Below are 13,935 nucleotides of genomic sequence, written 5' to 3'. Positions count from 1 at the left end.
CGGCCGTCAGAGCGAGCGGCTGACGGCGATCGGCGTGAGATTGCGCGGGCCGGGTACGGTGCGCTTGCCGGCCGCGGTGTAGGTCTGCGGAATGTTGCGGCGCTGGATCTCGGCGTTGACGCCGCGCACGATGCCTTCCGACACCGCGTGGGCGGTGGCGAGCACCGTGAGGTTGACCTGCAGCATGGCGCGGAACACCTCGTGGTGGCGATGCAGTGCGCCGAGCAAATCGGGCGTCGCCTTCGCCATATAAGGCTGACTCGCCTTCACCAGCGTGATCGCGGTGATGTAGCTTTTCGTCAGCTCGTTCTTCTGGCTCTCGAGCCGCAGCGCATCCGGGATCTTGCCGGCGCGGACCAGTTCGGTTTCGCGTTCGATCACCGCCAGAAGCGCGTTCATGACCTCGGTCAGGCCGTTGGCGAGTTTGCGCGCGTCGGCCGGCGACGCGACCGGTTGAACCGGGGCGGGAGCGGGGGGCTGCGGGCGTTGCATCTGCGTCATGGCATCGTCCTTTGCGATCAGGTTGCGGCGTTCGCCTGCTGGAGAATCAGGGTCCTGAACACGTCGTTGGCGATGCCGACGCCGCCGGCCTTGGCGATGGTTTGCGAATATTGTTCGGTCAGCATCGACCGCCACACGCCGGTTCCGACGGTGTCGCCGAACGGGCCGTCGCCCTTCAGGCCGCTCGTCATCTGCGAGAACATCGAATTCAGAAACATCGCCTCGAACTGCTCGGCGGATTCCCGCGCCTTGGTCTGCGCCTTGGGCGAGACCTTGGTCAGCGCGGCGTTCAGGTCGATGTCGGGCCGGCCGTCGTGGGTGAGGGCGGTCCGCGCATAGGTGGTGGGAACGATCGACATCACATCACCTCGATATCGGCTTCGATGGCGCCGGCGGCCTTGATCGCCTGCAGGATGCCGATCAGGTCGCGCGGGCCGATGCCCAGGCCATTGAGGCCATCGACGAGCTGTTGCAGCGACACGCCGTCCTTGACCAGCGCCAGCTTCTTGCCGTCCTCGGTGACGCCGATCCGCGAATTCGGCGTGACCACGGTGCGGCCGTTCGCCAACGGATTGGGCTGGCTGACCTGCGGGCTTTCGGAGATCGAGACCGTGAGGTTGCCCTGCGCCACCGCGACGGTGGCGACGCGGACGTCGCGGCCCATCACGATGATGCCGCTGCGCTCGTCGATGATGATCTTGGCGGCCTGGTCCGGCTCGACCTGCAACTGCTCGATCTCGGTGACGAAGGCGACCGCGTTGCCTTTGAATTCCGCCGGGATCGTGAGCTGCACGGTCGAGGGGTCGATCGGCTCGGCGCTCTTGGTGCCGAGGAAATCATTGACCGCGGCGGCGATCCGCTTGGCGGTGGTGAAATCGGCGTTGCGCAGCGCCAGCCGCACCATCGGCAGCCGGTTCAGCGCGAATTCGATCTCGCGCTCGATGATCGCGCCGTTGGCGATGCGGCCGACGGTCGGCACGCCGCGGGTGATCTTGGCGGCCTCGCCCTCGGCCTGGAAACCGCCGATCGCGAGCGAGCCCTGGGCCACCGCGTAGACATTGCCGTCGGCGCCGAGCAGCGGCGTGACCAGCAGGGTGCCGCCCTGCAGATTCTTGGCGTCGCCGAGCGCCGAGACGGTGACGTCCATCCGGGTGCCCTGGGTGGCGAAGGCGGGCAGATTGCCGGTGACCATCACGGCCGCGACGTTGCCGGTGCGGATGGTGGCGCCGCGGATGTTGACGCCCATCCGCTCCAGCATCGCCTGCAGCGACTGCTTGGTGAAGGGAATGTTGTTGAGGGTGTCGCCGGTGCCGTTGAGGCCGACCACGAGGCCGTAGCCGATCAACTGGTTCTGCCGCACGCCCTCGATATTGGCGAGGTCCTTGATCCGCGAGGTGGCGTTGGCGGCCACGCCCGACAGCAGCAGCGCGGACAGGGCGGCTGCGGCCAGCTTCAGGATCACGGCGGAAACGCTCGGCATTCCAGTCTCCTCGGCGGCTGACGCGGCGGCACGCAGCGCAGTCACGCCAGCTTCCCTTGCGAGAGCCGTGCCAGTCCGGCGAGGCGGCGTAATCGATTGAAAAACCAGGGATAAAATACTGTCCGAGCGGCTGCGCGGCGGCCGTCACCGCGGCAAATCTGGCGCAACCGGCAAAATTTGCCGATCGTTTACCAGCTGTTAACCATAAACGACGACGCTGGGTTCCGAGGGCCTCGGGATGCCGGCCGGGTTGGGTGTAAGCTGTTCCCGCGCGGCGCCTGCCAGGACCTGTCCGGCGAGAGAGACCATGCGAATCTACGGCCCAAACGGCACAACCCCCTCGACGCCCTCCGGAACCACCCGGCGCACCGGTTCGAGCAGCTTTTCGCTGCCGACCAGTTCCCCACAGCCGGGGCAGGAGGCCCGCACCGCGAGCGCGCCGCTGGCGCCGACCGGGCTGGAGGCGCTTCTGGCGATGCAAGGGGTCGAGGACGCCACCGAGCGGCGCAAGCGCTCCGTGGCGCGCGGCCGCACCGCGCTCGACGTGCTCGACGACCTCAAGATCAGCCTGCTGGCGGGCACGTTCGACACCGCCACGGTGGCGCGTCTGCGCGCCGCGGCCGCGGAACTGAAAGCCTCCTCGGGCGACCCCGGCCTCGACGCGGTGCTGTCGGAGATCGAGCTGCGCGTCGAGGTCGAACTGGCCAAGGCCGGGCAATACTGATCAAAGACGCGGCAGGTTCTGCCGCGCAAACGCTGTGCGGCGGGCGCGAAGCCGGCGGCGGACGATATTGTCTGTCATCTGCGCGCGCTATATAAGCTGCCGCGCAGGCGGGGCTATTGCCGCCCAACAAGATCATGGATTGCCCCTTGGATAAGTTGAAAACCTATCGACCCTCCGAGAAAGAGCCGTTCATGAATGAACGGCAGCGCGAGTATTTTCGTGCCAAGCTATTGGCCTGGAAGGACGAGATTTTGCGCGAAGCAAAACTCACGCTCCAGACCCTCCAGGAAGAAAACGTCAATCATCCCGACCTGGCCGATCGCGCCTCGTCGGAAACCGACCGCGCCATCGAACTGCGTGCGCGCGATCGGCAGCGCAAGCTGATCTCCAAGATCGACGCTGCACTGCAGCGCATCGACGACAACACCTACGGCTATTGCGAAGAAACCGGCGAGCCGATTTCGCTGAAGCGGCTCGAAGCCCGCCCGATCGCCACGCTGTCGGTCGAAGCCCAGGAGCGCCACGAGAAGCGCGAGAAGGTCTATCGCGACGAGTAGTTGCGGTGCGCTTCTTGGCACTTCAATCGCGAAAGCGAAGCGGGCCTCGTGCCCGCTATTTTTTTGTCAGAGAGAGGCGGGCCTCGTGCCCGCTTTTTTGTCAGACACAAGAGCAGTCCGACCTCGCGCTGGCGATGACGCCGGTTCGCTCCGCGGCCAGCCTTCAATACCTGCGCTGGCTCTGGGGTGTTCGCGGCTGAGGCTGCTGGTCCTGCTGCCGCCGGCGGAAGGCGACGACCGGATTGATGTCGCAGCCGGCGCGGGTGCCCGACGCGGTGGTCATGCATTGCTCGTAGGAGTCGAACTGGCAATTGCCCGGATAGCCCCAATCGCCGCCCTGCAGGCAGTAGGGAAAGTCGCGGGCCGAGGCCGGCGCCGCCGCGAGCGTCAGGATGGCCGCGGCCGCAAGCAGGACGGCGTCGATCTTGGGCAAGTTGGTTTCTCCATCGCGAATGCCGGGATTCGACTTCCCAGATGCATCGATGTGCGGCAAATCCTTCGCACCTCGGATGAGCGCAGCGACCGACGGCAACTGCGCCGTCCAACTAACTGGACCGACTGGGCATTGCGTCCAGTGCGTGAAAGCACTGCAGCATTGTCACAATTCCGTCCCGTGTCTGATACATTTCCCTGGCGGATCGACCGGCCGGAAACCGCCTGTCGAGGGCCGATCGTCGCACCCATCCGGCAGAATCAGACCGCTATTCCACCCCCGGCGCGTTCGGTGCGGCACCGCGTTCTTCGACCTCACGGAAGTCGAGCTGGGATCTGATCGCGGCCTCATAGGTGCCATAGCCAGGCATCGTCTTTCCCGCCTCGACCTCTTTCGAGGACGTGACCTTCCTGCCTCGTTCGGCGATCTGCTCAACGACGTTTCTGGCCACGAGGATCATGCTGTCGTCTCAATGGAAGTTGGGACCACGTATACATACAGCGCATTGGTTTTCCAATTGCTTATCCGCACACGGTTTGTTTATCGGAAGCTAACGTGCCCGACAGGCAACAGTTTCTCGCGCTGTGTCGGATTGTCACTTGTCTGGATCCTCTCGTCGCACGGCGAGGTCATCCTCTCCGAGGACGTCACGGAAATTCTCCTCCACATGGTCGAGGCGCACCGAAACGTGATTGGCGTACCGCCATGCCACGGCGCTGCGATCTTCTCGCCCATCCAGCGTCCGATCGACTACCGGCACCCCCGACAACGTCAGGCGGACCGCCTGAGCTTCGCTGGGGCAGCTGATTTCGATCGGATCCGTCCTATCGTCGTCGCGCCAGAGCGCAATCACTCTGTCCATTGGACCCTTGGATCGATACTTGCCGATCTGATGCTGCCGCGTCATCAAACCACGAGAGGTTAGCGTCAGCACGGCGCAACCCGGATCCTCCGCCAGCACGGTTGCGTATCTCGCGGGCCAACGCGCTTTCAATTGCGGCGCGTCCATCAACAAAGCGAAGATGATGCTCGAACCGATCGCGCGTATCAGTTCCTGACAAGGATCAACACGTGCGAGATCTTCACAGATCATTGCCGAGATGACCGATGACTGCCGTACCACCGCGAAGTCGACGCGGCGGCTGAGCAGATCGATGTCTTCCGACCACAAGATCGATGGACTGAGTCTCCCCTCCAGCCCATAGGAGAGAACCTCGTCGCGATCCAGTGTCCAACGATGATGCTTCTCGCGTTTCGACAGAAAGCCGATCTTCTGGCTTCGGTCGTCACCCGTCGAGCCAGGTCCGGCCGATCGCTGAAAGGCGGCAACGCTGACGAAATTTCCGTGCCGACTGCCGTCCCCGGAAACGCCGGCGATGATGAACTCAAGGTCGGGAAGCGCTTGTGGCAGGCTTTCGCAAAGCTGATCCCAAGTGTCTTCGTCGAGCGCAAGTTCGGGAAAGACGATGCCGTGGACGACGTCGGCCTCTGTCTTCGCCGCCGCGGCGAGTTGCTTCACGAAGTCGACCAGCGTCGCAGTCGAGACACGCTTGAGCCACGTCTGTTCGAGATTGAAGAATCCCCAGCGTTTGGCGCCTTCGCCCGCATAGCCGGGCTGGGGCTGAAAGGCGGATGCCGGGATCGTATACGGAAACGGGATCAGAAGCAGATTCATGTGGCGCTCGTCGGGCGGTGCCTCCGACAGGAGATAGGGCAACCATCCCGCCCGAGCGATGCTGCGCGGCGGTAGCAGCGCCAAGTGATGTGACAGCGAGCGTAGAGTGCAGCCGACCGCCGCTGTACGCGCTTTGGGGAGCACGCAGACCACGTCCTGCGATGCGCCCGAAAACGAACTGATCGGACTATGCTGCAGGAACGGTGCGCCGCCCCGCGCTGCGCTTGATTTCGTGCTCGGCTTCTCGGTGGCGCGCCGCGCGATGTCGAAGAATATCTCATTGACCGGTGCGAAGAACCACGGCTGCTGCCCCGTCGGGCTGGCCTGCTCGATCTGGGAATACTCTGCGAATCCCATGTTCCTCGCTGCTTCGTCAGCGGCTATGAACAGAAACAGGGCCTCGGACCACCACGGCGGGGGTGGCGTGCTGGACTTGTACTCCGAGAAGATCGGGACGGCTCCGGCATGCTTCCAGACTGCGGTCCAGGCCTGGTGCAAGCGCCGAAGCGGTTCGCCGTCCCTCCCTCCGATCCAGTCGGCGAAGATCTTCGGCTTCTTGCTCGAGTAGTGTTCCAGTGGATTGAAAAGTCTCCATGCGGCGGCCGTCGCCCGCGCTTCTGCTATGAACTCCGGAGTTACCTCCACCTGCAACGCAGGCCGAGCGGGCCGGCTAGCGACGTGGGCGATGACATGGTGGTACGCGCCGCTGTACTGCAGAGCGTAGCCGGCGGCCGCGAAAATATCGGGCGGTAGAACCGGTGGAGTTTCGTATGCAGCCGGATATCTTCCGTCGAGCTTCGGGAAGGCAATGTAAGGCAACCCATTCCCGCCGTCGGGTCGGCGGCGGGCGAGGGGGAATAGTCTTTTCAAGCAATCGAAAAGAGTTTCGTGAGATTGAGCCGAACCATGCGCAATCAATCTTCAATATCCTTCAGCGTCTCAATTAGTTCATTTGTCACCGGGCGAATGCGGAAGTCAATTCTGTGTTGCGACCGAACAGCCCGCTCAGTGGTAGTGTGATCTGGTATTGGCGCGACCATCCCTCGAAAGACTGATACGGACGCGTGCTCCGCCTGATCCCAAAACAACCGCGGCCTCCGTCCGGGGGAGAGCCGGAGGAGGCCGCGTCGGAACACCTGACCGCGCCTAGGTTCGCGGCCGGGTGTGGGAGCTCGTTGGTTCAGGTCATGCGGATCAGAACGGCAGCAGCACGTCCATCACCTGCTGGCCGTAGCGCGGCTGCTGCACGTCGGTGATCTGGCCGCGGCCGCCATAGGCGATGCGGGCCTGCGCGATCTTGCTGGAGTCGATGGTGTTGTCGCTCTGAATGTCTTCCGGGCGGACGATGCCGGCGACGATCAGTTCGCGGACTTCGAAATTGACGCGGATTTCCTGCTTGCCCTCGACCACCAGATTGCCGTTCGGCAGCACCTGCGTCACCACCGCGGCGACGCTGGTCTGCAGTTTTTCCTGACGGTCGACGGTGCCCTTGCCGCCGCTGGATGACGATGAGTCGGTTGTCAAGATCCGGCCCGGCAGAACCTGCGCGGCGTCGCCGGTTAGCAGCTTGCTGCCGGCGAAGTCGGTGATGCCGGAATCTTCGCTGCCACTCCGGCTGCGCTTGGTCTCGTTGGCGATCGCGGCCTTGTCGGTGAAGTTCACCGTCACCGTCATGATGTCGCCGACCTTGGCGGCGCGCTGATCGCGGAAGAACGCGCGCGAGCCGTTCCGCCACAGCGAGTTGGCATTGTAGGACGCCACCTCGGGCTTCGGCATCGGCATCTGCACCGGCTTGTAGCCGGGCTGCGTGGTCGGATTTTCGATCGCGCTCAGCGCCGGTTTCTCACCGATCGCGGCGAGGCGGTCGATCGAGGAGCAGCCGCCGGCGAGCCCTCCCGTCGCGAGCAGCGCGGTGATCAGGACGATGCGGTTGGTCGATACTGACTTGAACATGGAACTTACTCGGTCCTGGCGGCGGCGGGGGGCGCGGCGGTGGGAACAGCGTTCGGCGCTGCGGCGGGATTGGCGCTGGCGAGGATGCGCGGGACGGCGACGTTCACCATCACCTGTCCGCGTCCGATCACGGTCGCGGCCACGGTGCGCTTCGAGTGCAGATTGAGCACGTTGATGACATCGCCCTCGGTGCCGGTTTCGAGCGCCTTGCCGCGCGATGTCAGATAGATGCCGGCGGCCTGATAGATCAGCGTGACACCCTGATCGCGGGTCACCAGATCGGGCTTGGCGAGATCGGCGGACCGCACCAACTGGCCGCTGCGCAAGGTGCGCCGCGCCTGCATGCCGATCGCGACCTCGCGCACGACGATGTCGGATGCGGCCTCGGCCTTGGGGCGGCGTTCGATCGCGACGTCGGAGGCCTTGATGACTTCGTTGCGTTCGATCGAGCGGGTCAGCACCGTGGCCGGGACGGTCTCGACCGCGGTGCCGGTCAGCCGCAGCCGTACCGGCGCATTGTCGGAGCCCGCGATCTCGAAATTGATGTCGAACCGGCCGCTGCGCCGATCGAACCGCTCGGAGACCAGTTGCAGCGCGCCGGTGTAGCTCGCCGGCAGCGTCTGGGCTTCGATCTCGCGATCCCAGGTCAATGTCAGGTCCTCGGCCTCGCCGAATCCGTGACGGCGCTGCAGCGTCTCGATCACCTGCTGCTCGATCTCCTTCGCCGCAACGCTGCGGGCGAGACGGGTGACGGTGACTTCGCGGATGTCGCGGGTGTCGACGCCGATCACCTGATGCGCCCGCAAGGCGGCGAGCACGGCGGCGGTCGGCAGCGCGCCGGTGGTGCCGAGGTCGGGCGCGCGATAGATCGCGATCTTCGCTGCGACGCCGGCATTCTCGATGACGTCGCCGATCCGCACCAATTCGTCGGCCACCTCGACATGCGCGCGCAACACCGGCGAGCGCAGCGCGTCGCCGGTCCGTTGGTCGAGCGCCGGCGCGGCGGGCGGCGGCGCGGTCTCCGCGGCGGTCGCGGCGAGCGGCGCGGCGAGCAGTGCGGTGATCAGGAGTGAGCGGATCATGGATCAGCTCCCTCAGCGGTACATGTTGGAAGTGGACTGCAGCATCTGGTCGGCGGCGCTGACGACCTTGGCGTTCATTTCGTACGCCCGCTGCGCGGAAATCAGGTCGGAGATCTCCGTCACCACTTCGACGTTCGCCTGTTCCAGCGTCTTCTGCATCATGTCGCCGAGGCCGTCGGCGGTGGCGATGCCGTCCTGCGGCGGGCCGGACGCTTGCGTCTCGATGAACAGGTTGTCGCCCTGCGGCTGCAGCCCGGTCTTGTTGATGAAGCGGGTCAGCCCGATCTGGCCGAGCACGGTCGGCGCGGTCGCGCCCGACACCGTCACCGACACCTGACCGTTGGTCGCGACTGTGATGCTGGTGGCGCCGTTCGGAATGGTGATGGTCGGCTGCAGCGGGTTGCCGTTGGCGGTGACGATGCGGCCGGTGTTGTCGGTGGTGAACGAGCCGTCGCGCGTGTAGCTGAAGGTGCCGTCCGGCATCTGGATCTTGAAGAAGCCCTCACCGCGGATGGCGAGATCGAGATCGTTGCCGGTGGTCGACAGCGTGCCCTGCGTCATCAGCCGCGGCGTGCCGACGGTCTTGACGCCGCCGCCGATGTCGACACCGACCGGCAGGATCGTGCCCTGGTCCGACGCCTGGGCGCCGACCCGCCGGACGTGGTCGTAGATCAGGTCCTGGAATTGAGCGGTCTGCTTCTTGAAGCCCGTCGTCCGCATATTGGCGATGTTGTTGGAGATCACCTGGACGTTGAGCTCCTGGGCGGCCATGCCGGTCGCCGCTGTGTAGAGTGCGCGCATCGTCGTTCTCCTTACGCCGGGACTTCGGCGAGCCGCTCGATGGCGGTCTTCTGCAGGTCGCCTTCCTGCTGCAACAACGACGACATCTTCTGGTAGGAGCGGGTGACGTCGAGCATCCGCGTCATTTCGAGCACCGAGTTCACGTTCGATTTCTCGACGTAACCCTGGCGTACGATGGCCTTGGTGTCGGGCGCGCCGGGATCGGAGGTCGCGGCGAACAGATTGTCGCCCTGCTTCTCCAGGCTCTGCGGCCGGGCGAACGACACCAGCCGCAGCTTGCCGCGCAGCGAGTCGATGGTGGCGGTGCCTTCGACCACGCTGACATTGCCGTCCTGCGCGATGTTGATCGCCTTGTCGGTCGGCTGGAACACGATCGGGCCGGAATTGCCGAGCACCGGATAGCCGGACGAGTTGACCAACTGGCCGCGCGGATTGATCGACAGCTTGCCGTCGCGGGTGAAGCGCTCGCCGGCGGGAGTCTGGACGACCAGGAACGCCGAGCCGTCGATCGCGACGTCGAGCGGGTCCTTGGTCTGGGTCATCGGACCGGTGGAAAAATCGAGATACGCGGCGCGGTCCTGTACGAAGCTGACGCGACGGTCGGGCCTCTGGAAATTGTCCTCATGCGCGCCGGTGTTCAGGTATTCCTGAAACACGGAGCGCTGGGCCTTGAAGCCGTTGGTGTTCATGTTGGCCAGATTGTTCGCGACGACATCCATCTGCCGTTCGAGCACGACCTGCCGCGACAAGCCGACCAGAAGCGTATTCTGCATCGGTGGTTCTCCCTTCTCGGATCCGCCCCCGGTCCTCCCAGACCTTCCGCGGATCGCCTCGAACCGGCGCTCTCCCAAGCAGCGGCTCGCCGATGTTTCTTGCGAGGGTCGTGCCAACTCGAAAAAATAAGTAAAATCAATATTTTACTCGTTTTGTAGGGTGGGAAGGCCCGGCAAATTAGGGACTTGTTGACCATGTCACCCGGCAGAATCTTCCTAGCTGGGGCTGCCTGGAAAGGTTCCGTTAACCATTGCGCCATAGCGTTGTCGGATCAGGGCTTCGTGCGCTGGCGGCTTCAGTCTCGCGTTTACGGTTCGCCTGGGCGGCACAGCGGCTCTTCTCGCAACGCGGACCTGCGGCCACATGGCAGACCCAGACAAACCGGAAGACGGCGCCGAGGCCGGCGAAGGCGGCGCGCCGAAGAGCAAGAAGAAGCTCATCATCATTGCCGCCGCGGCCGCGCTGGTGCTGATCGGCGGTGGCGGCGGCGCGTGGTTCTTCATGTCCAAGGGGCACGACGCCGAGAAAGAACACGCAGAGGCGGCCGAGAAGGTGAAGCCGCCGACCTTCGTCGAGGTACCGGAGATCATGGTCAATCTCGCCGGCTCGCCGGGCGAGCGGGTGCAGTACCTCAAGGCCAAGATCGTGCTCGAGCTGAAGGACGAAAAGCTGGTCGAGCAGATCAAGCCGACGATGCCGCGGATCACCGATCTGTTTCAGACGTATTTGCGCGAACTGCGCTCCGGCGATCTCAACGGCTCGGTCGGGATGTTCCGGATGAAGGAAGAACTGACCCGACGCGTCAACGTCGCGATCGCGCCGGCGCAGGTGACAGCGGTGCTGTTCAAGGAAGTACTGGTGCAGTGAGCTGACATGGCTGGCCAGGAACAACTCGATCAAGACGCCATCGCCGCCCAATGGGAAGCGTCGATGGCGTCGGAAGACCCCGAGGCCGCCGCGAAGGCGGCCGAGGAGAACGAACTCACCGGAACCATGGCGGAACAATGGGCCGCCATGGTCGAGGACGGCGGTCGCGATCTCGGCGGCACCGGCAAGAACAGCGGCGAGCGCGTGTTGTCGCAGGAGGAGATCGACAATCTCCTCGGCTTCAGCGTCGGCGAGGTGCATCTCGACGAGAACTCCGGCATCCGCGCGATCATCGATTCGGCGATGGTCTCCTACGAGCGCTTGCCGATGCTCGAAATCGTGTTCGACCGCTTGGTGCGGTTGATGACGACGAGCCTGCGCAATTTCACCTCCGACAACGTCGAAGTCTCGCTCGACCGCATCACCTCGGTGCGCTTCAGCGACTACATGAACTCGATCCCGCTGCCGGCGGTGCTGTGCGTGTTCAAGGCCGAGGAGTGGCAGAATTTCGGATTGGCCACGGTCGATTCGAGCCTGATCTATTCGATGATCGACGTGCTGCTCGGCGGCCGGCGCGGCCAGGCCGCGATCCGGATCGAGGGTCGGCCCTACACCACGATCGAAACCAATCTGGTGAAGCGGTTGCTGGAAGTCGTGCTCGCCGACGCCGAGCAGGCGTTCCGGCCGCTGTCGCCGGTGGCGTTCTCGATCGACCGGCTCGAAACCAATCCGCGCTTCGCCGCGATCAGCCGCCCGGCCAATGCGGCGATCCTGGTCCGTCTGCACATCGACATGGAAGACCGCGGCGGCAATATCGAGCTGCTGTTGCCTTACGCCACGATCGAACCGATCCGCGGCGTGCTGATGCAGATGTTCATGGGCGAGAAATTCGGCCGTGACCAGGTCTGGGAGGGCCATCTCGCCACCGAGATCGGCCAGGCCGACATTTCCGTCGACGCCGTATTGTACGAGGCGGAGGTGCCGCTGCGGCAGTTGATGGCGCTGCAGGTCGGCGACACGCTGCCGCTGGATCTGCGCGCCGACGCGCTGGTCGCGGTGCGCTGCGGCAGCGTCACGCTGACGGAAGGACGAATGGGCCGGGTCGGCGATCGCGTCGCCATCCGCGTCACCAAACCATTGCGCAAGCCGGTCACGACCTACGCGATGTTCGAGCGGACCGACGAGCAAAGCAAAATGATGGAGGCACAATGAGCCATACTCTCGGACTGGTCATCGAAAGTCTGGTCGCTGTGCTGCTGATCCTGACGATCGGCTATTGCTGGCTGCTCAACAAGCGGCTGCTCCGCCTCAGGGCCGACGAGCAATCATTGAAGGCGACGATCGGCGAACTGATCACCGTCACCGAGATCGCCGAACGCGCGATCGGCGGGCTCAAGCTCACGGTGCGTGAGGTCAACGACAATCTCGGCCGCGACATCGCCTCGGCGACGGCGCTGTCCGAACATCTCAAGAAGCAACTCGCCGAAGGCGACAGCGTGCTGCGCCGGCTGTCGAAGATCGTCGCCGCGGCGCGGCCGTCGTCGGAGCAGACCGACGAGGCGGTGTTGTCGCCGGCGCGCGCCAATGCGGCTGCCGCGGAGGCCTTCGCCGAGCGGCGACGACACAGCGGCCTGGCTGCATGAACGCATTTCGAGACATCCGCATCCTTCCGGTGGTTCTGGTCGCGATCCTCGGCCTCGCAGTGCTGAAGATCGCCGGCCTGCTGCTGGATGGCGGCTATGTGTTCGATTACGATCCGAAAGCGACCAAGCCGTCATGGGCGCAGTCCAACTTCAACTTCCCGGGCGGCAATACCAAACCGGTGGATTCCGAACTCGCGTCCGACATCACTGGCTCGGTGCCGGCGCCGCCGAAGAAGGAAGAGCCGGCGGTGGCCGCGCCGGCGGAGGTCAAGCTCGTCGAGCCGCCGGTCGAACAGCCGCCGGGCATTTCTCCGTCCGAGCGTGCGATCCTGGAGCGGCTGCAGGCGCGTCGGCAGGAGCTCGATGCGCGGGCGCGCGAAGTCGAGATCCGCGAGAGCCTGCTCAAGGCCGCGGAGAAGCGGATCGAGTCCCGCGTCGAGGAGATGAAGGCGACCGAGGGCCAGATCGGCAAGGCGACCGAACAGAAATCCGAGGCCGACGTCGCGCGCTTCAAGGGCATCATCACGATGTACGAGGCGATGAAGCCGAAGGACGCCGCCAAGATCTTCGACCGGCTGGAAATGCCGGTGCTGATCGAGATCGCGTCGCAGATCGCGCCACGCAAGATGTCCGACATCATGGGGCTGATGACTCCGGAGGCCGCCGAGAAGCTGACCGTCGAACTGGCGCGCCGCGCCACCGGCAAGAGCGCGGCCACTGCGTCGGCCGCGGCACTGCCGAAGATCGAGGGCCGGCCGATACCGGCCCGGCCATAGCTCGGCCGGACCCGACGGGCGTGGGGTCAATCGCAGATCCGCGTCAGCACGGCCTTGAAGCCCAGCGTCGGGGCTTCCGCCGCGACGCCTTCGACCTGCGCGAAATCGCCGATCGACGAGCCGTGGAAATCGACGCGGACCTCGTCGACACCGAACACGGAGGGAAGGCTCGGATCGACGGTGTGGCGGCGACTGGTCACCTCGCCGCGGATGGAGCGGCCGTCCTGCTCGTAGGATCCGATGAAGGCGAACGCCGAACTACCGCCGCGCAGCTTGCCGCCCTCTGCAAACAACACCCCCACGGCCTTGCGGCGAGGTGTTTCGAATTCGACTTTGTACAATCCCTTCAACAGCATGACGGACGCGATCCTAAGTGAAGCCGCTGCAATAACTACGCGTGGGGCAATTGGATACCATTCAACAATCGAGGCTGGGATCCGGGCCGGTCATACTACGAATAACGTGCTCAGCCGACCGATTTAAATCACAGATTGTAGAATCGGTGAAAATACGGCCGTGGGGCGATTTCCGGGCGGTCGCTTTTCGCGGTGTGACGCGATGGTTAAGCCATCGTTAACGGCTTCCGTGGTGGAGTGCGATGCGGATGGCCGCGCCGTGTCGGCGCGTGGCGACGTGCGAGCAATGCGAGAAGGCGGGGCGCGGCCCGCC

General features: G+C 64.6%; 17 protein-coding genes. 6 read left to right on the top strand and 11 right to left on the bottom strand.

The window, feature by feature from the left end; genetic code table 11:
* Window positions 1-6: 6 nt before the first annotated feature.
* The 3 genes from RPB_RS19140 to RPB_RS19130 are packed head-to-tail and all read right to left on the bottom strand — an operon-like array spanning window position 7 to window position 1,981.
* On the bottom strand, window positions 7-501 hold the full coding sequence (locus RPB_RS19140; protein ID WP_011442674.1) for a hypothetical protein: 495 nt from the start codon (window positions 499-501) through the stop codon (window positions 7-9).
* Between the two features lie 17 nt (window positions 502-518).
* Window positions 519-860 carry a flagellar assembly peptidoglycan hydrolase FlgJ gene (flgJ, locus tag RPB_RS19135; RefSeq protein ID WP_011442673.1) on the bottom strand — a complete coding sequence of 114 codons (342 nt, stop codon included), beginning with the start codon at window positions 858-860 and terminating at the stop codon, window positions 519-521.
* Window positions 860-1,981, bottom strand: a complete 1,122-nt coding sequence (locus RPB_RS19130) for a flagellar basal body P-ring protein FlgI (RefSeq protein WP_011442672.1) — start codon at window positions 1,979-1,981, stop codon at window positions 860-862. The genes flgJ and RPB_RS19130 overlap by 1 nt, the downstream gene beginning before the upstream one ends.
* Before the next feature lie 307 nt (window positions 1,982-2,288).
* On the opposite strand from RPB_RS19130, the gene RPB_RS19125 reads away from it, so the two are divergent.
* Both RPB_RS19125 and dksA read left to right on the top strand, forming a co-directional pair.
* Window positions 2,289-2,705 carry a flagellar assembly protein FliX gene (locus RPB_RS19125; RefSeq protein ID WP_041798360.1) on the top strand — a complete coding sequence of 139 codons (417 nt, stop codon included), beginning with the start codon at window positions 2,289-2,291 and terminating at the stop codon, window positions 2,703-2,705.
* Window positions 2,706-2,896: 191 nt separating this feature from the next.
* A complete protein-coding gene (gene dksA / locus RPB_RS19120) occupies window positions 2,897-3,262 on the top strand; it encodes an RNA polymerase-binding protein DksA (protein ID WP_198135187.1) in 366 nt (121 codons plus the stop codon).
* A 163-nt stretch (window positions 3,263-3,425) separates the two neighbouring features.
* Here dksA and RPB_RS19115 read toward each other — a convergent pair whose 3' ends face one another.
* The 7 genes from RPB_RS19115 to flgF form a co-directional block, all read right to left on the bottom strand.
* Complete coding sequence (locus RPB_RS19115) at window positions 3,426-3,695, bottom strand: DUF3551 domain-containing protein (protein ID WP_041798877.1); 270 nt, start codon at window positions 3,693-3,695, stop codon at window positions 3,426-3,428.
* A gap of 268 nt (window positions 3,696-3,963) precedes the next feature.
* The gene (locus RPB_RS19110) at window positions 3,964-4,155 is read right to left on the bottom strand and encodes a hypothetical protein (protein WP_041798359.1); all 192 of its coding nucleotides are present in this window, start codon (window positions 4,153-4,155) and stop codon (window positions 3,964-3,966) included.
* A 135-nt stretch (window positions 4,156-4,290) separates the two neighbouring features.
* A complete protein-coding gene (locus RPB_RS19105) occupies window positions 4,291-6,189 on the bottom strand; it encodes a hypothetical protein (RefSeq protein ID WP_011442668.1) in 1,899 nt (632 codons plus the stop codon).
* A gap of 375 nt (window positions 6,190-6,564) precedes the next feature.
* The gene (gene flgH / locus RPB_RS19100) at window positions 6,565-7,323 is read right to left on the bottom strand and encodes a flagellar basal body L-ring protein FlgH (protein WP_011442667.1); all 759 of its coding nucleotides are present in this window, start codon (window positions 7,321-7,323) and stop codon (window positions 6,565-6,567) included.
* A gap of 5 nt (window positions 7,324-7,328) precedes the next feature.
* Window positions 7,329-8,405 carry a flagellar basal body P-ring formation chaperone FlgA gene (gene flgA, locus RPB_RS19095; protein ID WP_011442666.1) on the bottom strand — a complete coding sequence of 359 codons (1,077 nt, stop codon included), beginning with the start codon at window positions 8,403-8,405 and terminating at the stop codon, window positions 7,329-7,331.
* A gap of 12 nt (window positions 8,406-8,417) precedes the next feature.
* Entirely contained in the window at window positions 8,418-9,206 is a 789-nt protein-coding gene (gene flgG, locus RPB_RS19090) for a flagellar basal-body rod protein FlgG (protein ID WP_011442665.1), read from the bottom strand.
* 11 nt (window positions 9,207-9,217) lie between these two features.
* Window positions 9,218-9,979: a flagellar basal-body rod protein FlgF gene (flgF, locus tag RPB_RS19085; protein WP_011442664.1), complete on the bottom strand. Its 762-nt coding sequence runs from the start codon at window positions 9,977-9,979 to the stop codon at window positions 9,218-9,220.
* A 364-nt stretch (window positions 9,980-10,343) separates the two neighbouring features.
* Between flgF and fliL the strand changes: the two genes are divergently transcribed.
* The 4 genes from fliL to RPB_RS19065 are packed head-to-tail and all read left to right on the top strand — an operon-like array spanning window position 10,344 to window position 13,266.
* Window positions 10,344-10,847, top strand: a complete 504-nt coding sequence (gene fliL, locus RPB_RS19080) for a flagellar basal body-associated protein FliL (RefSeq protein ID WP_011442663.1) — start codon at window positions 10,344-10,346, stop codon at window positions 10,845-10,847.
* A 6-nt stretch (window positions 10,848-10,853) separates the two neighbouring features.
* Window positions 10,854-12,059 (top strand): flagellar motor switch protein FliM, encoded by a 1,206-nt coding sequence (gene fliM, locus RPB_RS19075; RefSeq protein ID WP_011442662.1) that lies wholly within the window; start codon window positions 10,854-10,856, stop codon window positions 12,057-12,059.
* Entirely contained in the window at window positions 12,056-12,490 is a 435-nt protein-coding gene (locus tag RPB_RS19070; RefSeq protein WP_011442661.1) for a DUF6468 domain-containing protein, read from the top strand. The genes fliM and RPB_RS19070 overlap by 4 nt, the downstream gene beginning before the upstream one ends.
* On the top strand, window positions 12,487-13,266 hold the full coding sequence (locus RPB_RS19065; protein WP_011442660.1) for a MotE family protein: 780 nt from the start codon (window positions 12,487-12,489) through the stop codon (window positions 13,264-13,266). Before RPB_RS19070 ends, RPB_RS19065 begins: the two co-directional genes overlap by 4 nt.
* Window positions 13,267-13,292: 26 nt before the next feature.
* On the opposite strand, the gene RPB_RS19060 is transcribed toward RPB_RS19065, so the two are convergent.
* On the bottom strand, window positions 13,293-13,622 hold the full coding sequence (locus tag RPB_RS19060) for a hypothetical protein (RefSeq protein ID WP_011442659.1): 330 nt from the start codon (window positions 13,620-13,622) through the stop codon (window positions 13,293-13,295).
* Window positions 13,623-13,935: the final 313 nt, after the last annotated feature.

It is taken from the genome of Rhodopseudomonas palustris HaA2 (assembly GCF_000013365.1).
Classification (GTDB): domain Bacteria; phylum Pseudomonadota; class Alphaproteobacteria; order Rhizobiales; family Xanthobacteraceae; genus Rhodopseudomonas; species Rhodopseudomonas palustris_J.
The sequence above is the reverse complement of the archived record's forward strand: the minus strand, read 5'-3'. Positions and strand labels throughout refer to the sequence as shown.